Below are 21,448 nucleotides of genomic sequence, written 5' to 3'. Positions count from 1 at the left end.
CCGCCCGCGAAGCATGAGACCGGAGACAACCTCGATGACCGAATCGACTCACGCCGTCACGAACCAGTTCGACGAACTGGTCGACTATAACCTCTTCGCGACGGACGTCGCGCTGCGCGACGCGCTCGCCCGCGCCGGCGCCGACTGGGCCGTGCCGCAGCTCGACGCGTACGGCGCGCGGCTCGGCAGCGCCGACACCGCGCAACTCGCCGACGAAGCGAACCAGCATCCGCCGGAACTGAACGCGTTCGACCGGCGCGGCCGGCGCATCGACCGCGTCGATTTCCACCCGGCGTGGCACGCGCTGCTCGGCCAGTACCGCCACGAAGGCTTCGTATCGCTCGCGTTCCGCGACACACGCCGCGGCCGCTGGGCCGCGACCGCGGCCGGCTTCTACCTGCACGGCCAGATCGAGGCCGGCACGCTGTGCCCGGCGACGATGACGCAGGCCGCGATTCCCGTGCTGCAGAAGGAGCCCGCGCTGTGGAACCTGCTGCGCGACAAGCTCTACAGCGACGACTACGATCCGCGCGACGTGCCGGTCGCCGACAAGCGCTCGATCTGGTTCGGCATGGGGATGACCGAGAAACAGGGCGGCTCCGACGTGCGCGCGAACACGACGCTCGCCACGCCCGTCGGCGCGGGCGGGCGCGGCGGCGAATACCTGCTGCGCGGCCACAAGTGGTTCTTCTCCGCGCCGATGTGCGATGCGCACCTCGTCGTCGCGCACACCGAAGGCGGCAGCCCGTCGTGCTTCTACGTGCCGCGCTGGCGGCCGGACGGCACGAAGAACGCGGTCGAGATCCAGCGGCTGAAGAACAAGGTCGGCAACCGCAGCAACTCGAGCAGCGAGATCGAGCTGAACGACGCGTGGGGGATCATGCTCGGCGACGAAGGACGCGGCATTCCGACCATCATCGAGATGGCCACCTACACGCGGCTGAACTGCGTGCTCGGCAGCGCGGCGATGCTGCGCCAGGGCGTCGTGCAGGCGATCGCGTACACGCGCCAGCGCCACGCGTTCGGCCGCGCGCTCGCCGAACAGCCGCTGATGCGCACCGTGCTCGCCGATCTCGCGCTCGAAAGCGAAGCCGCGCTCGTACTCGCGATGCGCCTTGCCGACGCGTTCGAGCGCGACGACTCGCCGCGCGAACGCGCGTGGAAGCGCATCGTCACGCCCGCCGCGAAATTCTGGGTCTGCAAGCGCGCGGTCGAGCTGACCGGCGAGGTGATGGAAGTGTTCGGCGGCAACGGCTACGTCGACGACGGCCCGATCGCGCGGCTGTTCCGCGAGGCGCCCGTCAACTCGATCTGGGAAGGCTCGGGCAACGTGATGTGCCTCGACGTGCTGCGTGCGGTGTCGCGCGAGCCCGACGCGGCCGCCGCGCTGTTCGCCGAACTCGCCGACCTCGGCGCGGGCGAACCGCGCATCCGCACGGCGCTCGACGCGCTGCGCGCGATGCTCACCGCGCGTGCCGACACGCTCGAAGCGTCGGGCCGCGTGTTCGCGCAGCGGCTCGCGCTCGTCGCGCAGGCGTGCCTGCTGCGCCGCGATGCGCCGGCGGCCGTCGCCGACGCGTTCGTCGCGACGCGGCTCGCCGCGCCCGACTGGGGCCGCATCGCGGGCGGCTTCGATCCGCACGCGCTCGACGTCGCCGCGCTGCTGCAGCGCGCGTATCCGGCCTGACGCCGGTTCGCTCGCCTGAGTTCACCTTCGTTCGCCCCGCCCGGAGCCCCATGAACCTCGTCGCCGCCCTCGACCGCGCCGCCCGCGCGACGCCCGACAAGCCGTTCCTCGTCAGCGAATCCGCGACGATCACCTATGCCGCCGCGCGCGAGCGCTCGCACCGCGCGGCGGCCGTGCTGAGCGCGCTCGGCATCGCGGCCGGCGACCGCGTCGCCGCGATGTGCTTCAACACGCCGGCCTTCGTCGACCTGATGTTCGGCGCGTGGCGGCTCGGCGCGACGTTCGTGCCGGTCAACCACAAGCTGCAGGCGCCGGAAGTCGACTACGTGCTCGAACACAGCCGCAGCAAGGCGCTCCTGTTCGACGTGGCGCTCGCGCCGGTGGTCGAACGCATCGTTCATCCCGCGCGGCGGCTGGTGACCGAAGGCGAACTCGACGGCGTGCCGTGCTTCGACACGATGTGCGCGACGATGGACGGCGTCGCGGGCATCGAACCGGCCGACGGCGACATCGCGCAAATCCTCTATACGTCCGGCACGACCGGCCGCCCGAAAGGCTGCGTGCACAGCCACCGCACCGTGACGCTCGCCGCGATGTCGGCGGCGCTCGCGACCGGCATCGGCCGCAACGAGCGCACGCTGATGGCGATGCCGATCTGGCATTCGTCGCCGCTCAACAACTGGTTCGGCGGCACGCTGGTCGCGGGCGGCACCGTCGTGCTGCTGCGCGAATACCATCCGCTGCGCTTCCTGCAGACCGTCGAGCGCGAGCGCGTGACGCTGTATTTCGGCGCGCCGGTGTCGTACACGCTGCCGCTCGACACGATCGACGGCTTCGCGGCATTCGACCTGTCGAGCGTGCGCGCCTGGTTGTACGGCGGCGGCCCGATCGGCGCCGCGCAGGCCGAACGGCTCGCACGCGCGTATCGCACCGACGCGTTCTTCCACGTGTACGGGATGACCGAAACGGGGCCGGCCGGCACGACGCTGTATCCGGACGAGCAGATCGCGAAGGCCGGTTCGATCGGCCGCCACGGCGGCCCGGGTGTCGACCTGCGCGTCGTGCGGATGGACGGCGTCGATGCGCAACCGGGCGAGACCGGCGAGATCTGGCTGAAGACCGACAGCATGATGCTCGGTTATCTCGACGACGCGGCCGCGACGCGCGCCGCGTTCGCACCGGGCGGCTGGTATCGCACCGGCGACGTCGCGCGAATCGATCAGGATGGCTACCTGTTCATCGTCGACCGGCTGAAGGACATGATCGTGACGGGCGGCGAAAACGTCTATTCGAAGGAAGTGGAAGACGTGCTCGGCGCGCATCCGGACATCGCCGAGGCGGCCGTCGTCGGTGTCCCGCATCCGGACTGGGGCGAGACGGTCGTCGCGCACGTCGTGATGCGTGCAGGCACGGTGCCCGACGCGGACGCGCTGCGCGCGTTCTGCGGCGAGCGGCTCGCCGCGTACAAGATTCCGCGCGAGTTCGCGTTCGCGCAGGCGCTGCCGCGCACGCCGACCGGCAAGCTGCAGAAATTCCTGCTGCGCGTGCGCAAGGAGTAGCGCCCGCTCACGCCCCATGAAAAAAGCCACCAGGCCCGACGGCCCGGTGGCTTTTTCGCATGATCGGCCGGGCAGCGACGTGCGCCGCCGGCCGCGAGTCACAGGTTGCTTACTTGCCGCCGATGCTCTTCAGCGGCTTCCACTCGCCCTTCTCGACCTTGTACATCGTGATGCCGCCGTTCTTCAGGTCGCCCTTCGCGTCATACGCGACGTGCGTCGACGTGACGCCCGCCATGTCGCTCTTCGCGAGCACCGGCAGGTACTTCGCCGGATCGGTCGAATCGGCCTTCTTCATCGCGTTGAGCATCGCCATCGCGCCGTCGTATGCGTACGGCGAGTAGGTCTGCACTTCTTCGCCGAAGCGCTTCTTGTACTTGTCGGCGTAGGCCTTGCCGCCGGGCATCTCTTCGAGCGGGAGACCGGCCAGCGAAGCGATCGTGCCTTCCGACGCGTTGCCCGCGATCTTCAGGAACGTCGGCGTCTTCACCATTTCGCCGCTCATCAGCGGTGCCGTCATGCCGAGCGCCTTCATCTGCTTGACCATCGGCGCTGCCTGCGAATCCGCGCCGCCGTAGTAGACGAGGTCGGGCTTCGCCGCCTTCAGCTTGGTCAGGATCGCCTTGAAGTCGACCGCCTTGTCGTTCGTGAATTCACGGTCGACGATCGTCGCGCCGCCGGCCTTCGCGGCCTTCTCGAACTGGTCGGCGAGACCCTGGCCGTAGGCCGTGCGGTCGTCGACGATCGCGATCTTCTTCATGCCGAGATCCTTCGACGCGAACGTGCCGGCCACCGAGCCCTGCTGCGTGTCGGACGTCATCATGCGGAAGGTCGTCTTGTAGCCTTGCTGCGTGTATTCCGGTGCCGTCGCCATCGCGATTTCCGGAATGCCCGCGTTCGCGTAGATGCGCGAAGCCGGGATCGTCGTGCCCGAGTTGAAGTGGCCGAGCATGCCCTTGATGCCGTCGTCGACGAGCTTCTGCGCCACCGTCGTGCCCGTGCGCGGGTCGGCCTGGTCGTCCTGCGTGCTGAGCACGAACTTCACGGGCTTGCCGCCGATCTTCGGGTTCGTCGCGTTGAAGTCTTCCAGCGCGAGCACGATCCCGTTCTGCATATCCTTGCCGTAGTGTGCCTGCGCGCCCGTCATCGGCCCTGCGTAACCGATCTTCACGTCATCCGCATGGGCCGTCCCCGCCAGCGACATGACCGCGACGAACGTCGCGCCTGCCACCTTTTTCATCGTGTGTTGCATAGCATCTCCTTGGTACCAGGGTAAATGAAGCGGCTTCGGGATCGCCTTGCCGCTTCTTTGTTTGATCCGAACGGCAAGGATGATCAGCCGATCGTCATCAAATTCGCATTGCCGCCCGCCGCGGCCGTGTTCACGCTCACCGAGCGCTCGGTCAGCAGCCGCTCCAGCGCGTAGTCTTCCGCGTCGCCGTTCTCGAACGCGCCCACCGACACGCCCTGCACCGACACGATCGGGCCCGGCCGCTGCGCGACGTCCTTCACGAGCGTCTGCAGTTCGTCGCTGTCGCCTTCGAACAGCACCGCGTCGAACGCCGCGTCGGCCTGCTTGCGCACGGCCGCGTGCGGCTTCAGCGACGCCGGCAGCGCGGCGACGAGCGCCTCGCCGGCCGCGCCGGCGAACAATGCGCGGTTGCCGGTCGCGAGCACCGCCGCGAACTGCGCGCGCGCGCCGCCCGGCGTCGCCGCGACACACAGCACCGTGCCGCGCGGGCCGAGTGTATACGTGTTTCGCTCGCCCGTCGGGCCGGTCAGCACCGCGGTCGCGCCGGCCGGCACCTGCGCGAGATAACCGTCGCAACGCGCGGCCAGCGCCGGTTCGCGCTGTTCGATCAGCCAGTCGCGCAACGTCGTGAGCGCCGCCGCCGGGTTGCCGCGCGCGTCGCCCTCGACCGCGCCGTCCGCCACCAGCGTCTGCGCGAGCGAGCGCGGCAGGCCCGACGGACGCGTCGCGAGCAGGCGCTGCAGGTACAGCGCGCCGCCGGCCTTCGGGCCCGTGCCCGACAGCCCTTCGCCGCCGAACGGCTGCACGCCGACCACCGCGCCGATCACGTTGCGGTTCACGTAGATGTTGCCGACGTGCGCGTTCGAGATCACGTGCGCGATCGTCTCGTCGATCCGCGTGTGGATGCCGAGCGTCAGGCCGTAACCCGTCGCGCGGATCTGCTCGAGCAGCTTGTCGAGCTGGTTGCGGCGGTAGCGCACGACGTGCAGCACGGGGCCGAACACTTCACGCTTGAGCTCGTCGATGCTGCCGATCTCGATCAGCGTCGGCGGCACGAACGTGCCGTGCGCGCACGCGTCGGGCGCCGGCAGCTGCGTGACCGCGTGACCCTTGTCCTTCATCGCCGCGACGTGCGTGTCGATCGTCTGCTTCGCTTCGCCGTCGATCACCGGGCCGACGTCGGTCGACAGACGGTCCGGGTTGCCCAGCGCCAGCTCGTGCATCGCGCCCTTGAGCATCGTCAGCGTGCGGTCCGCGACATCGTCCTGCAGACACAGAACGCGCAGCGCCGAACACCGTTGACCGGCCGAGTCGAACGACGACTGCATCACGTCCGCGACGACCTGCTCCGCGAGCGCCGACGAGTCGACGATCATCGCGTTCTGGCCGCCCGTTTCCGCGATCAGCGGAATCGGCTTGCCGTCCGGGTCGAGGCGCGCGGACAGCGTCTTGTTGATCAGGCGCGCGACTTCGGTCGAGCCGGTGAACATCACCGCGCGCGTGCGCGGATCGGCGACCAGCGCCGCGCCGACGGTCTCGCCGGTGCCCGGCAGCAACTGCACCGCGCCGGCCGGCACGCCGGCCTCGCGCAGCAGGCGCACGGCTTGCGCGGCGATCAGCGGCGTCTGTTCGGCCGGCTTCGCGAGCACCGTGTTGCCGGCTGCCAAGGCTGCCGCCACCTGGCCCATGAAGATCGCGAGCGGGAAGTTCCACGGGCTGATGCAGACCACGGGGCCGAGCGGGCGGTGCGTGTCGTTCGAGAATTCGTCGCGGATCTGCGCGGCGTAGTAGCGCAGGAAGTCGACCGCTTCGCGGATCTCGGCGATCGCGTTCGGCAGCGACTTGCCGGCTTCGCGCACGATCAGGCCCATCAGCGTGTGCATCTGCGCTTCGAGCAGGTCGGCCGCGCGCACGAGGCAATCGGCGCGCGCATCGACCGGCGTGGCCTGCCAGATCGGCGCGGCGGCCACCGCGTGCGCGAGCGCCGCGCTCACGTGTTCGGCCGTCGCTTCGCTGACCGTGCCGACCGTGTCGCGCTGGTCGGCCGGGTTGCGCACGTCGCGGGCCGGCGCGTCGGCGAGCGCGTCGTCGGCGAGCATCGGCGCCGCGCGCCACGGGAAATGCGCGCTCGCGAGCAGCGCGGACGACAGCGACGCGAGACGGTGTTCGTTCGACAGGTCGAGGCCCATCGAGTTGGGACGCTCGTCGCCGTACAGGTTGCGCGGCAGCGGGATCTTCGCGTGCGGCGCGCCGAGCGGCACGACCTTCATCGCTTCGTCGACCGGATCGGCGACCAGCTCCTTCACCGACACGGTTTTATCGGCGATGCGGTTCACGAACGACGTGTTCGCGCCGTTTTCGAGCAGGCGGCGCACCAGGTACGCGAGCAGCGTCTCGTGCGTGCCGACCGGTGCGTACACGCGGCACGGACGGTTCAGCTTGTCGCGGCCCGTGACTTCCTCGTACAGCGGCTCGCCCATCCCGTGCAGGCACTGGAATTCGTACTGGCCCGGGTAGTAGTTCTGGCCCGCGAGCTGGTAGATCGCGGCCAGCGTGTATGCGTTGTGCGTCGCGAACTGCGGGTAGACGGCGTCGGGCGCCGCGAGCAGCTTCTTCGCGCACGCGAGGTACGACACGTCGGTGTAGATCTTGCGCGTATAGACCGGATAGCCTTCGAGGCCGTCGACCTGCGCACGCTTGATCTCGCTATCCCAGTACGCGCCCTTCACGAGACGGATCATCAGGCGGTGACGGCTGCGGCGCGCGAGATCGATCAGGTAGTCGATCACGAACGGGCAGCGCTTCTGGTAACCCTGCACGACGAAGCCGATGCCGTTCCAGCCCGCGAGATCCGGATCGAAGCACAGCGCCTCGAGCAGGTCGAGCGACAGTTCGAGCCGGTCGGCTTCTTCCGCGTCGATGTTCAGGCCGATGTCGTAGCGGCGCGCGAGCAGCGCGAGCGCGCGCACGCGCGGCAGCAGCTCGCTCATCGTGCGGTCCTGCTGCGAGCGCGAATAGCGCGCGTGCAGCGCCGACAGCTTGATCGAGATCCCCGGGCCTTCGTAGATGCCGCGGCCGCCGGCCGCCTTGCCGATCGCGTGGATCGCCTGCTCGTACGATGCGTAGTAGCGCTGCGCGTCCTCTTCGGTCGTCGCCGCTTCGCCGAGCATGTCGTACGAGTAGCGGAAGCCGCGCGCTTCGTACTTGCGGCTGTTGGCCAGCGCTTCGGAGATCGTCTCGCCGGTGACGAACTGCTCGCCCATCAGGCGCATCGCCATGTCGACGCCCTTGCGGATCAGCGGCTCGCCGCCGCGGCCGATCAGGCGCGTGAGCGCCGACGACAGGCCCGCTTCGCTGTTGGTCGTCACGAGCTTGCCGGTGATCATCAGCCCCCAGGTCGCCGCGTTGACGAACAGCGACGGCGCGTGGCCGACGTGCGAGCGCCAGTCGCCCTTGCTGATCTTGTCGCGGATCAGCGCATCGCGCGTCGCGCGATCGGGAATGCGCAGCAGCGCTTCGGCGAGACACATCAGCGCGACGCCTTCCTGGCTCGACAGCGAGAACTCGTGGATCAGCCCTTCGACGCCGCCGCCCGAGCTCTTCTCGCGCAGCGCCTCGACGAGCTTCGTCGCCAGCGCCTGCGCGTCCGCCTGCAGGTTCGCGGGCAGGCGCGCCTGGCCGAGCAGGAACGGCACGCATTCCGGCTCGGGGCGGCGGTACGCGGCCGTGATCGCCGCGCGCAGCACCGATTGCGGCTGCACGTTCTGCGCGAACTCGAGGAACGGATGCGGCGAGTTGTCGTCGTCGCCGTCCGCAGCCTGACCGTCGGCGAGCTCCGTGACGCCGCTGTGGCCCGACAGCTCGGGCGGCAGCTGGCCGTGCTCGATCCGCTCGAGATACGCGAAGATCGCCTGCTTGATCAGCCAGTGGGGAGTGCGCTCCAGACGCGCGGCTGCGTCCTTGAGGCGCGAGCGGAGAATGTCGTCGACTTTGACGCCGAGAGTCGTGCTTGCCATGGTGGGTTCGTGCGCCGGTGCGAGCCCGGCAATGTGGTGTGAGAGGATGCGCGAAATCCTACGGCACGCAATAAAAAGGTGCAACCAAATTGAGAGATGGGTTGCACCCCTTGGTTAGCCAATATAATCAGCCACTTAGAAGGTTGCAACCTAGGAGTTGCCCGCGGTCCGGGGATCGGTGTTTTCCCTGATCGAACCGATTCGACATGCGCGTGCAACCTCCGGCGCGCACGGCAGCGGACGAAAACGGGTTGCACTGGGTGTGGCGGCGAGTGAGTCGCCTGATATGAGTGCGCGACGAGAGACGGTTCGGAAGGGCCCGGCAGCCCGGGCTTCAACGCGGTGCCCCGCGCGACGGCTGCGCGGGGCGCCGCTCAGATATCCAGCGGATCGACTTCGACGCTCCATCGCAGCACGCCCTTCAGTGCACGCAGCTCCGGCTGCCATGCGCGCAGCGCATGCTGCAGCGCCGCCCGCGATGCGCTTTCGAGCAGCAGCTGCGCGCGGTGGACGTTCGCGACCTTGACGATCGTCATCGGCACCGCGTCGTACACGGTCACGCGATCGGCGCCCGGCAGCCCCGGCAACGCGGCCGCGGCCTGCAGCAGGAACGCGAGCGCCGCGTCGAGCGTGCGCCCTTCGGCACGCAGCAGCGCCTGGTAGACGAACGGCGGCAGGTGCGCGTCGCGGCGCTCGCCGAGCGTCGAATTCGCGAAGCCGACGTAATCCTGCCGCCCGAGCGCGTGGTACAGCGCGTGACGCGGGTAGCGCGTCTGCACCATCACCTCGCCCGGCAGCCCGGCGCGGCCCGCGCGGCCGCTCACCTGCATCAGCTGCGCGAACAGCCGTTCGCTCGCGCGGAAGTCGTGCGAGAACAGCGCGGTGTCGGCATTGAGCACGCCGACCAGCGACACGCGCTGAAAGTCGTGCCCCTTCGCGATCATCTGCGTGCCGACGAGGATGTCGACCTCGCCCGCGTGCACGTCGGAAAAGAGCGCCTGCGCGCTGCCCTTGCGGCGCGTGCTGTCCGCGTCGATCCGCAGCACGCGCGCGCCCGGCACGGCCTCGGAGAGCGCCTCCTCGATCCGCTGCGTGCCGCGCCCAAGCGGCGCGATGTCGACGTTGCCGCACTCGGGGCACGAGCGCGGAATGCGCGCCTCCCAACCGCAGTGGTGGCAGCGCAGCGCATGCTCGGGCTTGTGCAGCACGACGTACGCGCTGCAGCGCGGGCAGCCCGCGACCCAGCCGCAGGCGTCGCACGCGAGTTGCGGCGCGTAGCCGCGCCGGTTCAGGAACACGAGGCTCTGTTCGCCGCGTTCGAGCCGCGCCTTCAGCGCCGCGACGAGCGGCCCCGACAGCCCGCCCATCGACGCGCGCCCGCGCCGCCGCTCCTCTTCGAGATCGATCAGCCGCACGGACGGCAGCGTCGCGTCGGCCACCGCGCGGCGCGACAGCGTGAGCCGCGTGTAGCGGCCCTGCTCGGCCTGCCACCAGGTTTCGAGCGACGGCGTTGCCGAGCCCAGCACGACCGTGATGCCGAGCTGCTTCGCGCGCCACACGGCGAGATCGCGCGCCGAGTAGCGCAGCCCTTCCTGCTGCTTGTACGCGGGCTCGTGCTCCTCGTCGACGACGATCAGCGCGAGCGTCGGCATCGATGCGAGCACCGCGAGGCGCGTGCCGAGCACGATCCGCGCGCGGCCCGTGTGCGCGGCGAGCCAGTTGCGCGCGCGCTCGCCCTCGGCGAGCCCGCTGTGCAGCGTGACGATCGCGTCGTCTGCGAGCGCACCCGCGAAGCGCGCGCGAAACGCGGCCTCGAACTGCGGCGTCAGGTTGATTTCGGGGACGAGCACGAGCGCCTGCGCGTCCGGCCGCGCGTCGAGCAGCGATGCGAGCGCATGCAGATAGACCTCGGTCTTGCCGCTGCCTGTCACGCCATGCAGCAGGAACGGCGCGAAACCCTGCGCGGCGCGGATCGCGTCGAGCGCCTCGGCCTGCTGGTCGGTAAGCGCCGGCGGCACAGCTCGTCCACCGGTTGTCGACAGGTTATCCACAGCTTTGGGCACAGGCGCGTCGTTCCAGCCGATCTCCTCGACGTCGACCCAACCGCGCGCCGCCCAGTCATCGAGCGTCGCGGCCGCCTTCGGATGCAGCGCGCGCGCGTCGGGCAGTCCCAGCGAGCCGGTGTCGACGAGCGCCTGCGCGAGTCGCCGCAGCGCGGCCCCGCGCGCGGGCAACGCATCGGGCAGCGCCGCGCGGCCGGCTTCCGTCGGCAGGTAGCGCACCTCGGGCGCCAGCAGCCGCCCCCAGCGTCCGGCGTCGCGCAGCGCCTGCGGCAGCGCCGGCAACGCGACCTCGCCGCGCCCGCGCTGATAGTAGTCGGCGGCGAACGACACGAGCGCGAGCCAGTCCGCCGACAGCGGCGGCAAGTCGGTGCAGATCGCGTCGATCGCGCGCAGCCGGGACGGCGGCACGTCGGTGTGAGTCGTCACTTCGCAGACGAGCCCGACGGCCTGCCGCTTGCCGAACGGCACCTGCACGAGCGTGCCGGGCACGGGTGCCGGTTGCGCATCGCAGCGGTAGTCGAACAGGGTCGCGAGCGGATGGTCGAGCGCGACGCGCAGGTAGGTGCCGTTCATCACGGCGCCCCGGCGGCGGTACGTGCCGCATGGGCGGCTTGCACCCGCGCCCGCATCGCGGCAGCGAACTTAAAGTAAAACTTCAGATTCGGCGCTAAGTTTTGGATTCGCATTAGGAATCGCCGTATACCCTGCCCAGCCTGTGGATAACTTTGTTGAGAACTCGCCGCTCAATGGCCGCAACGCGCGCCGGGCCGTGTTTTCCACGGTTTTCCGCCGTTTGCGGCGGTGCCCCGCGGAGCCTTATTCCATAAGGCTGCTATTCAAATTACCAAACCATAGCGAGACAATTTGACCGACGCGGGGCTCTACCGCGCTGCAACGTGGAAAATGTGCATAAGTCAAGTCTTGACAAGCAACGAATCGGCAACCGGTACGGGGTTGCGCCCTGTTTAGCGCCGGCAGCGAAACGCTGTCACCCCGCAGTGCAGCATGACAGCGCTTGCGTTCAGCCGGCGGCTCCGCTACGGATCGCGCGGCTGTGGTTATGTACCTCGTCGACGAGTTCGGCGACGTGATCGGGCGACGTGAATTGCGAGATGCCGTGCCCGAGGTTGAATACGTGGCCCGGGTGGTTGCCGTAGCTGTCGAGCACGGCGCGCGCCTGTTCGCGCACTGCGGCCGGCGGCGCAAACAGGATCGTCGGGTCGAGGTTGCCCTGCAGCGCGACGCGCCCCGCGACGCGCTCGCGCGCGGCGCCGAGGTTGACCGTCCAGTCGAGCCCGACCGCGTCGACACCGGTCGCCGCGATCTCCTCGAGCCACAGCCCGCCGCCCTTCGTGAACGTGATCACCGGCACGCGCTCGCCGTCGTGCTCGCGCTTGAGCTGCGCGACCACGCGACGGATGTAGTCCAGCGAAAAGCGCTGGTAAGCGCCGTCCGCCAGCGCGCCGCCCCACGTGTCGAAAATCATCACGGCCTGCGCGCCCGCTTCGATCTGCGCGTTCAGGTACGCGGCCACCGCCTGCGCGTTCACGTCGAGGATCCGGTGCATCAGGTCGGGGCGCGAATACGCCATCGATTTCACCGTGCGGAAATCGTCCGACCCGCCGCCTTCGACCATGTAGCACGCGAGCGTCCACGGGCTGCCCGAGAAGCCGATCAGCGGCACGCGCTGGCGGCCCTGGCCGTCGGTCAGCGCGCGGCGGATCTCGCGCACGGCGCCGGTCACGTAGCCGAGCGTGGCTTCGATGTCCGGCACCGCGAGCTTCGCGACGTCGGCCTCGGTACGCACCGGATGCGCGAACTTCGGCCCTTCGCCGACCTGGAAGTCGAGGCCGAGCCCCATCGCGTCCGGAATCGTCAGGATGTCCGAGAACAGGATCGCGGCGTCGAGCGGGAAACGCTCGAGCGGCTGCAGCGTCACCTCGGTCGCGTAGTCGGGATTCTTCGCGAGGCCGAGGAAGCTGCCGGCGCGCGCGCGCGTCGCGTTGTATTCGGGCAGGTAGCGGCCGGCCTGGCGCATCAGCCAGATCGGCGTGTAGTCGGTCGGCTCGCGCAGAAGCGCACGCAGGAAGGTGTCGTTGAGCAGGTTATGGGCCACGGTAGGAGCGACGATGCGAAGGCAAAGCGGCATTTTACCGGACAGCCGGCGTCAGGCTGCGCATGCCGATGCGATGGCGGCCATATGACGCGCGCGATGGCTCCGTTATGATCGGACGCTCATATCGAACCGAACGAAGGAGGAGACCGATGAAGACATTCGCCACGCTCGCCGCGGCCGCATTGCTCTGCTGCGCCGCCGCGCACGCGCAGACCGGCGCGGGCAGCGCCCCCGCCGCCCCGGGCGCCGGCTCGCGGCTCGACGACGTACTCGCGCGCGGCACGCTGCGCGTCTGCACGACAGGCGACTACAAGCCGTATTCGTACTACCGCGCGGACGGCCGCTTCGAGGGCATCGATATCGACATGGCCGAATCGCTCGCGAAGTCGCTCGGCGTGAAGACCGACTACGTGAAGACGAGCTGGTCGAACCTGACCGGCGATTTCGTCGCGAAATGCGACGTCGCGGTGGGCGGCGTATCGACGACGCTCGAGCGCCAGAAGCGCGTGTTCTTCACGCAGCCGTACGTCGTCGACGGCAAGACGCCGATCGTGCGCTGCGCGGACGCCGACAAATACCAGACCGTCGCGCAGATCGACCGGCCCGAAACACGCGTGATCGTGAACCCGGGCGGCACCAACGAACGTTTCGCGAAGCAGTACTTCACGCATGCGAACCTGACCGTCTATCCGGACAACGTGACGATCTTCAAGCAGATCCTCGCGGGCAAGGCGGACGTGATGGTGACGGATGCGTCCGAGACGCAGCTGCAGCAAAAACTGAATCCGGGGCTGTGCTCGGTCCATCCGGACAAACCGTTCCAGTTCGGCGAGAAGGCATACATGGTGCCGCGCGGCGATGTCGCGTTCCAGCAGTACGTCGACCAGTGGCTGCATCTCGCTCTGTCGACCGGCGAATACCAGGCGATTTCGGACAAGTGGCTGAAGTAAGCGCGCATGTTTGCGGCGGCCGATGACGGGCACCGACCCCGTGGCCGCTGCCCGCTGAAATCGCTGCGCGGCGGCGGCCGGCCTGCCGCAGTTACACATCGCCACCTTGCCCTGGCGAACCGCTGCCGCGCGAAATCACCCGAATCGGCCAAACGGCCGACTTCCACACATCCCGATCACGTTTCAAAATCTTTCTGACGAATGAATCGTCATCCGCGGTATCTGCCGCGCGGTGCGTTTTCTCACGTGTAAATCGGCAATTCATCGCGCCCGATACGCGTGAAAAACGCGCCGTATGCATATGATGAAAACGGCGCGGAAAATATGGGTAAAAATGACCTTTTTCAGGACCCCGAAAACAGCAAAAAATCCCGGAAAGCCTTATCTGGCGGGCGTTACAACCTGAAACACTTTGTTACCGCGATGGGTCGGTAATTCGCCCACAATGGCCTCAACGGTTTCAACACGGATGCGGTCTCGTGTGCCAAGTGTGAGCGGACGCGAAGCGCTGCGAGCCAGTCGGTCACGTACCGAAGCCCTTCCCAGGGGCATCCCTGTTGGAGTCGTTTCCGGCCCCCGCCGGACTCGGTTTCATCTTTGGTCTCCTCGCGCTAACCCCGTAGCGTGTGGTTTTTAGCGGGCTAATAAGCCCGCTTTTTTTCGTCCATCGAAAACGCAACGGCCCGCTGGCCGCGCGTTTTTCCCGCCGCCGGGCCGCCGGGCCAACTTACGCGGTCTTCTGCACGTCGAGCTTCAGTTCCTCGATCATCCGGTCGCGCATCACGAATTTCTGCACCTTGCCCGTCACCGTCATCGGCAGCTCGTCGACGAAGCGGATATAGCGCGGAATCTTGTAGTGCGCGATCTGCCCGTTGCAGAACGCACGCACGTCGTCCTCGGTCATCTGCTCGTCCGCGCGCAGCACGATCCACGCGCACAGCTCCTCGCCGTATTTCGCATCGGGCACGCCGAACACCTGCGCGCTCTGGATCTTCGGATGCCGAAACAGGAATTCCTCGATCTCGCGCGGATAGACGTTCTCGCCGCCGCGAATCACCATGTCCTTCAGCCGGCCGACGATGTTGCAGTAGCCGTCCGCGTCGAGCGTCGCGAGGTCGCCCGTATGCATCCAGCCGTCGACCAGCACCTCGCGCGTCTTCGCGTCGTCGTCCCAGTAGCCGAGCATCACCGAATAGCCCTTCGTGCACAGCTCGCCCGTCACGCCGACCGGCACGATGTCGCCGCTCGGATCGACGATCTTCACTTCGAGATGCGGCTGGATGCGCCCGACCGTCGTCGTGCGCTTCTCGAGCGGATCGTCGGTCGAGCTCTGGAACGACACCGGGCTCGTCTCCGTCATCCCGTATGCGATCGTGATCTCCGCCAGGTGCATCTGCGACACGACGCGCTTCATCGTCTCGATCGGGCACGGCGAGCCGGCCATGATCCCCGTGCGCAGCGTCGACAGGTCGAATGTCGGGAAATCCGGATGATCGAGTTCCGCGATGAACATCGTCGGCACGCCATGCAGCGCGGTGCAGCGTTCGTCGGCCACGGCCGCGAGCGTCGCGACCGGGTCGAATGCCTCACCCGGGAACACCATCGCCGCGCCCTTCGATACGCACGCGAGTACCGCGAGCACCATCCCGAAGCAGTGGTACAGCGGCACCGGAATGCAAAGCGAATCCTGCTCGGTGAAGCGCATCGCCATCGCAATCGAGCGCGCGTTGTTGACGACGTTGCGATGCGTGAGCGTCGCGCCCTTCGGGCTGCCCGTCGTGCCGCTCGTGAACTGGATGTTGATCGCGTCGGTGGACTCGAGCGTCGCGCCGATCGCATCGAGCAGCGCGGGGTCGACGGCCTGGCGGCCGCGCGTCATCACGTCGGCGAAACGGAACATGCCGGCCGGCGCGACGTCGCCCATCGACACGACCGTACGCAGGCTCGGCACGCGCGCCGCATGCAGGTCGCCCGGCGTCGCGGTCGCGAGCTCCGGCGCGATGGTCTGCAGCATCTCGACATACGCCGACGACTTGAAGCGCTCGGCCGCGATCACGGCCTTGCAGCCGACCTTGTTCAGCGCGTATTCGAGTTCCGACAGCCGGTAGGCCGGATTGATGTTGACGAGCACCGCGCCGATACGCGCGGTCGCGAACTGCGTGAGCAGCCATTCGCTGCGGTTCGGCGACCAGATGCCGACGCGGTCGCCCTTCACGATCCCGAGCGCGGCGAGGCCGGCCGCGAGCACGTCGACCTCGTCCGCGAATTCGCGCCAGGTCCAGCGCACCTGCTGCTCGCGGAACACGACCGCCGGGCGTTCGGGAAAGCGGCCGGCGGTATCGCGCAGGAACCGGCCGATCGTCGCTTCGGATAGCGGCACGTCGGTCGCGCCGCGCACGTACGACAGTCCGTTTTCGGGCGCGATCAGCGCCCCCACGCCAAGGTCTGCTGCCATGAATGTCTCCGTCTTTTTTGTCCGATCGGCCCGCGTGCGCTTGCTGCGCCCGCCTCCGTCGCCACACTCGCGGCGGGCGGCCTGACTGCGGATGATGACGCGCTCCGCTGACGACACTCTGACATCAATTCGCGGCGGACGGATGAAATAGCACGACCGGACGAAACACCGCGGCACGCAAAGGACAGGCGAAAAAAAAGCAGCCCGAAGGCTGCTTTCTTTCGCGGGATACGCGGCGCGGCTCAGTGCCGGCTGCGGATCTTCGCCAGACGCTGGATCGCCTCGAGCTGCGCCATCGCGGTCGCGAGCTCGGATTGCGCCTTCGCGAGGTCGAGGTCCGACTTCGCGTTCTGCAGCGTTTCCTCGGCACGCTTGCGCGCTTCCTCGGCTTTCGCCGCGTCGAGGTCCTTGCCGCGGATCGCGGTATCGGCGAGCACCGTCACGGCGCCCGGCTGCACTTCGAGAATGCCGCCCGCGACGAACACGAATTCGTCGTTGCCGCCCTCGACTTCGATGCGCACCGCACCCGGACGAATCCGCGTGATCAGCGGCGTGTGGCCCGGCAGAATACCCAGCTCACCCGTTTCGCCCGGCAGCGCGACGAATTTCGCCTCGCCCGAGAAGATCTGCTCTTCCGCGCTGACGACGTCTACTTTGATGGTTGCCATATCGACTCCTGTCGGCGGGAGTCGGCGCTTCTGCGCTGACTCCCGTCCCATGCACGGCTAGGGTTGAGCGTATTACGTGGGCGCCTGTCCGCGAAAAGCTGCCGGAACGGCAGTCGTCGCGAACGCTCGGCGCCCGCTGCGTTACACCCGACCCTTACTGGATCTTCTTGGCCTTTTCGAAGGCTTCGTCGATCGTGCCGACCATGTAGAACGCCTGTTCCGGCAGGTGGTCGCACTCGCCGTCGACGATCATCTTGAAGCCGCGGATCGTTTCCTTCAGCGGCACGTACTTGCCCGGCGAGCCCGTGAACACTTCAGCGACGTGGAACGGCTGCGACAGGAAACGCTGGATCTTACGTGCGCGCGCGACCGACAGCTTGTCTTCCGGCGACAGTTCGTCCATGCCCAGAATCGCGATGATGTCGCGCAGTTCCTTGTAGCGCTGCAGCGTCTGCTGAACGCGACGGGTGATCGAGTAGTGCTCTTCACCGATCACGTTCGGGTCGATCTGACGCGACGTCGAGTCGAGCGGGTCGACCGCCGGGTAGATACCCAGCGAAGCGATGTCACGCGACAGAACGACGGTTGCGTCAAGGTGGCCGAAGGTCGTAGCCGGCGACGGGTCGGTCAAGTCGTCCGCAGGGACGTACACGGCCTGGACCGACGTAATCGAGCCCTTCTTGGTCGACGTGATGCGCTCTTGCAGCTTGCCCATTTCTTCAGCCAGCGTCGGCTGATAGCCCACTGCCGACGGCATACGGCCGAGCAGTGCCGACACTTCGGTACCGGCCAGCGTGAAACGGTAGATGTTGTCGACGAAGAACAGCACGTCGAGGCCTTCGTCACGGAAGTGCTCGGCCATCGTCAGGCCGGTCAGCGCGACGCGCAGACGGTTGCCCGGCGGCTCGTTCATCTGGCCGTACACCAGCGCGACCTTGTCGAGAACGTTCGAGTCCTTCATTTCGTGGTAGAAGTCGTTCCCTTCACGGGTACGCTCGCCCACGCCCGCGAACACGGAGTAACCGCCGTGTTCCTTCGCGATGTTGTTGATGAGCTCCATCATGTTGACGGTCTTGCCCACGCCGGCACCGCCGAACAGGCCAACCTTGCCGCCCTTTGCGAACGGGCAGATCAGGTCGATGACCTTGATACCCGTTTCGAGCAGTTCGGTCGACGGCGACAGTTCGTCGAACGCCGGAGCCTTCTGGTGGATCGAGCGCGTGTGTTCGCTCACGATCGGGCCGGCTTCGTCGATCGGACGGCCGAGCACGTCCATGATCCGGCCGAGGGTCGGCTTGCCGACCGGCACCGAGATCGGATTTGCCGTGTTCTTCACGGTCAGACCGCGGCGCAGGCCGTCGGATGCACCCAGACAAATGGTGCGGACCACGCCGTCGCCCAGCTGCTGCTGGACTTCGAGCGTCAGTTCCGAGCCATCGAGAATAAGCGCGTCGTAGATCTTCGGCATGCTGTCGCGCGGGAATTCCACGTCGATAACGGCGCCGATGCACTGTACGATCTTGCCTTCTACCAAAGCAGCAGTACTCATCGCTTTTCCTTTAAATACCTGATTCTTTACTCGCGCAAAGGCGCAGTTGTCGTCCGGGCGCGCGCTTAAACAGCGGCTGCGCCGCCGACGATCTCCGACAGTTCTTTCGTAATCGCGGCCTGACGGCTCTTGTTGTACACGAGCTGCAATTCGCTGATCACCGTCTTCGCGTTGTCGGACGCGGCCTTCATCGCGACCATCCGCGCCGATTGCTCGGACGCCATGTTCTCCGCGACGGCCTGGTACACCAGCGCCTCGACGTAACGCACGAGCAGTTCGTCGACGACTGCCTGCGCGTCCGGCTCGTAGATGTAGTCCCACGACGTGGCCGGCGTACCGTCATCGGCCTCGAAGTGCTCCGACGACAGCGGCAGCAGCTGCTCGATCACGGCTTCCTGCTTCATCGTGTTGACGAAGCGCGTGTAAGCAATATAAACCGCCGACAGCTTGCCTTCCGAGTACAGGTCGAGCTGCGTCTTCACCGCGCCGATCAGCTTGTCCAGATGCGGGGTGTCGCCGAGGTGCACGACCTGCGACATCACCTTCGCGCCGAAGCGGTTCAGGAACCCGAGGCCCTTGCTACCGATCGCGGTGGCTTCGACCTTCTGGCCCTTCTCTTCCAGCTCCTTGAACTTCTGCACCGTCGCACGCAGCACGTTGGTGTTCAGACCACCGCACAGACCCTTGTCCGTCGTGACGAGGATGATGCCGGCCGTGTTCGTGCCGTCGTTCGCCACCATGAACGGGTGGCGGTACTCCGGGTTCGCACGGCTCATGTGCGCGGCGATGGCACGGACCTTGTCCGCGTACGGACGAGCAGCGCGCATGCGTTCCTGCGCGCGGCGCATCTTCGATGCGGCCACCATCTCCATCGCCTTCGTGATCTTGCGCGTGTTCTGCACGCTCTTGATCTTGCCGCGAATTTCCTTCATTCCAGCCATAGCTTGCTCCTTGACCGAAGCGGCGCGGGCGCATCAGCACCCGCGCGGCCTCAGTGTGTCACTCGCGGATCAATAGGCACCGGACTTCTTGAAGGATTCGATCGCCGAGCGCAGTGCGCCTTCGTCGTCCTTCGAGAGATCCTTGGTGTCTTCGATGCGCTTGATGAGGTCAGCGTTGCTGGTCTTCAGGCTTTCGCGCAGGCCCTTCTCGAACGGCAGCACTTGCTTCACGTCGAGGTCGTCGAGGTAGCCGTTGTTCGCGGCGTACAGCGACACGGCCAGTTCCCACACCTGCAGCGGCTGGTACTGCGGCTGCTTCAGCAGTTCCGTCACGCGGCGGCCGCGCTCGAGCTGCTTGCGGGTCGCTTCGTCGAGGTCGGATGCGAACTGCGCGAATGCGGCCAGCTCACGGTACTGCGCGAGGTCAGTACGGATACCGCCCGACAGCTTCTTCACGACCTTCGTCTGAGCGGCGCCACCGACTCGCGACACCGACACGCCGGCGTTGATTGCCGGGCGGATGCCTGCGTTGAACAGGTCGGTTTCCAGGAAGATCTGGCCGTCGGTAATCGAGATCACGTTCGTCGGAACGAACGCGGTCACGTCGCCTGCCTGCGTTTCGATGACCGGCAGTGCCGTCAGCGAACCGCTCTTGCCCTTCACTTCGCCGTTCGTGAACTTCTCGACGTACTCTTCCGACACGCGAGCCGCACGCTCCAGCAGACGCGAGTGCAGATAGAACACGTCGCCCGGGTACGCTTCACGGCCCGGCGGGCGGCGCAGCAGCAGCGAGATCTGACGGTATGCCCAAGCCTGCTTGGTCAAGTCGTCATAAATGATCAGCGCGTCCTGGCCGCGGTCGCGGAAGTATTCGCCCATCGTGCAGCCGGCGTACGGTGCCAGATACTGCATTGCTGCCGAATCCGATGCCGTGGCGGCGACGACGATCGTGTATTCCATCGCGCCCGTTTCTTCGAGCTTGCGAACCACGTTCATGATCGACGAAGCCTTCTGGCCGATCGCGACGTAGATACAGATCAGGTCCTTGCCCTTCTGGTTGATGATCGCGTCGAGCGCCACCGCGGTCTTGCCGCACTGACGGTCGCCGATGATCAGCTCACGCTGGCCACGGCCGATCGGCACCATCGCGTCGATCGACTTGATGCCCGTCTGCACCGGCTGCGACACCGACTTGCGCCAGATCACGCCCGGGGCGATCTTTTCGATCGCGTCGGTCAGCTTCGCGTTGACCGGGCCCTTGCCGTCGATCGGGTTGCCGAGCGCATCGACCACGCGGCCGACGAGTTCCGGGCCGACCGGGACTTCCAGAATGCGACCCGTCGTCTTGACGACGTCGCCTTCCGAGATGTGTTCGTATTCGCCGAGAATCACCGCGCCGACCGAGTCGCGCTCGAGGTTCAGCGCGAGGCCGAACGTGTTGCCCGGAAACTCGAGCATTTCGCCCTGCATCACGTCCGACAGGCCGTGGATACGCACGATACCGTCGGTCACGGAGATCACGGTGCCCTGGTTGCGAACGTCTGCGCTCGCTTCAAGGCCCTGGATCCGGCTCTTGATCAGCTCGCTGATCTCAGAGGGATTGAGTTGCATTATTCGCTCCTGATAGTCAATTCTGTTGCGTGCCGGCGTGGCGCTCAGGCGGTCAAGGCAGCCTGCATCGATGCGAGGCGCGCGCGAACCGAGGTGTCGAGCACTTCGTCGCCGACCGTCACGCGCACGCCGCCGATCAGCGACGAATCGACTTCGACCGTCGGTTTCAGCTTGCGCTTGAACTTGCGTTCGAGGCCCGAGACGAGACTTTCGAGATCCGCGCCGTTCAGCGGGAACGCGCTCACGATCTCGGCGTCGGCAGCACCTTCACGTTCGTTCTTGAGCGCCTCGAACTGCTCGGCAATTTCCGGCAGCAGCGCGATGCGATGATTGTCGACCAGCATCTGCACGAGGTTCTTCGCTTCGGCGCCGGCCGCGAGCGGCGACTTCACCGCAGCAAGCAGCAGCTCGGCTACTTGCGTGCGCGTCACCTTCGGGCTCGACGCGACCGACAGTACTTCCGGCAGATGCGCAACCTGGGCCAGCTCTTGCACGAGCGTGGACCAGGCGGCGATGTCACCGCCCTCGGCCACGCGGAACAGCGCTTCTGCGTAAGGGCGGGCGATGGTTGCAAGTTCGGCCAT

At 67.2% G+C, this 21,448-nt stretch carries 13 protein-coding genes; 3 read left to right on the top strand and 10 right to left on the bottom strand.

The annotated features are described in order from the left end of the window. Nucleotides 1-34 precede the first annotated feature (34 nt). Together BT264_RS27825 and BT264_RS27820 are read left to right on the top strand one after the other, a co-directional pair. Nucleotides 35-1,687 (top strand): acyl-CoA dehydrogenase family protein, encoded by a 1,653-nt coding sequence (locus BT264_RS27825; RefSeq protein ID WP_072442680.1) that lies wholly within the window; start codon nt 35-37, stop codon nt 1,685-1,687. A gap of 50 nt (nt 1,688-1,737) precedes the next feature. Then, complete coding sequence (locus tag BT264_RS27820) at nt 1,738-3,246, top strand: class I adenylate-forming enzyme family protein (protein ID WP_072442679.1); 1,509 nt, start codon at nt 1,738-1,740, stop codon at nt 3,244-3,246. Between the two features lie 109 nt (nt 3,247-3,355). Here BT264_RS27820 and BT264_RS27815 read toward each other — a convergent pair whose 3' ends face one another. The 4 genes from BT264_RS27815 to hemE form a co-directional block, all read right to left on the bottom strand. Further along, a complete protein-coding gene (locus BT264_RS27815) occupies nt 3,356-4,495 on the bottom strand; it encodes a branched-chain amino acid ABC transporter substrate-binding protein (RefSeq protein ID WP_072442678.1) in 1,140 nt (379 codons plus the stop codon). 83 nt (nt 4,496-4,578) lie between these two features. Continuing rightward, nucleotides 4,579-8,511 carry a trifunctional transcriptional regulator/proline dehydrogenase/L-glutamate gamma-semialdehyde dehydrogenase gene (gene putA, locus BT264_RS27810; protein WP_072442677.1) on the bottom strand — a complete coding sequence of 1,311 codons (3,933 nt, stop codon included), beginning with the start codon at nt 8,509-8,511 and terminating at the stop codon, nt 4,579-4,581. Nucleotides 8,512-8,885: 374 nt separating this feature from the next. Beyond that, on the bottom strand, nt 8,886-11,147 hold the full coding sequence (locus tag BT264_RS27805) for a primosomal protein N' (RefSeq protein ID WP_072442676.1): 2,262 nt from the start codon (nt 11,145-11,147) through the stop codon (nt 8,886-8,888). A 448-nt stretch (nt 11,148-11,595) separates the two neighbouring features. Then, on the bottom strand, nt 11,596-12,690 hold the full coding sequence (hemE, locus tag BT264_RS27800) for a uroporphyrinogen decarboxylase (protein WP_231944009.1): 1,095 nt from the start codon (nt 12,688-12,690) through the stop codon (nt 11,596-11,598). Nucleotides 12,691-12,839: 149 nt separating this feature from the next. Here hemE and BT264_RS27795 point away from each other — a divergent pair, with 149 nt between their 5' ends. Then, nucleotides 12,840-13,640: a transporter substrate-binding domain-containing protein gene (locus BT264_RS27795; protein ID WP_072442673.1), complete on the top strand. Its 801-nt coding sequence runs from the start codon at nt 12,840-12,842 to the stop codon at nt 13,638-13,640. 727 nt (nt 13,641-14,367) lie between these two features. Here the strand turns inward: BT264_RS27795 and BT264_RS27780 are convergent. From BT264_RS27780 to BT264_RS27755, 6 genes are all read right to left on the bottom strand, one after another. Beyond that, nucleotides 14,368-16,095 carry an AMP-binding protein gene (locus BT264_RS27780; protein ID WP_072442669.1) on the bottom strand — a complete coding sequence of 576 codons (1,728 nt, stop codon included), beginning with the start codon at nt 16,093-16,095 and terminating at the stop codon, nt 14,368-14,370. A gap of 242 nt (nt 16,096-16,337) precedes the next feature. Continuing rightward, entirely contained in the window at nt 16,338-16,763 is a 426-nt protein-coding gene (locus BT264_RS27775; protein WP_006477288.1) for a F0F1 ATP synthase subunit epsilon, read from the bottom strand. Between the two features lie 154 nt (nt 16,764-16,917). Further along, nucleotides 16,918-18,312: a F0F1 ATP synthase subunit beta gene (gene atpD, locus BT264_RS27770; RefSeq protein WP_034183838.1), complete on the bottom strand. Its 1,395-nt coding sequence runs from the start codon at nt 18,310-18,312 to the stop codon at nt 16,918-16,920. Nucleotides 18,313-18,377: 65 nt separating this feature from the next. Next, entirely contained in the window at nt 18,378-19,253 is an 876-nt protein-coding gene (gene atpG / locus BT264_RS27765; RefSeq protein WP_034183837.1) for a F0F1 ATP synthase subunit gamma, read from the bottom strand. A gap of 69 nt (nt 19,254-19,322) precedes the next feature. Further along, nucleotides 19,323-20,864 (bottom strand): F0F1 ATP synthase subunit alpha, encoded by a 1,542-nt coding sequence (gene atpA / locus BT264_RS27760; RefSeq protein WP_034183836.1) that lies wholly within the window; start codon nt 20,862-20,864, stop codon nt 19,323-19,325. 44 nt (nt 20,865-20,908) lie between these two features. Continuing rightward, a complete protein-coding gene (locus BT264_RS27755; protein ID WP_006751768.1) occupies nt 20,909-21,448 on the bottom strand; it encodes a F0F1 ATP synthase subunit delta in 540 nt (179 codons plus the stop codon).

Source organism: Burkholderia sp. NFPP32, from assembly GCF_900119325.1.
GTDB classification, from domain to species: domain Bacteria; phylum Pseudomonadota; class Gammaproteobacteria; order Burkholderiales; family Burkholderiaceae; genus Burkholderia; species Burkholderia pyrrocinia_C.
This window is presented reverse-complemented; position numbering and strand designations above follow the sequence as displayed.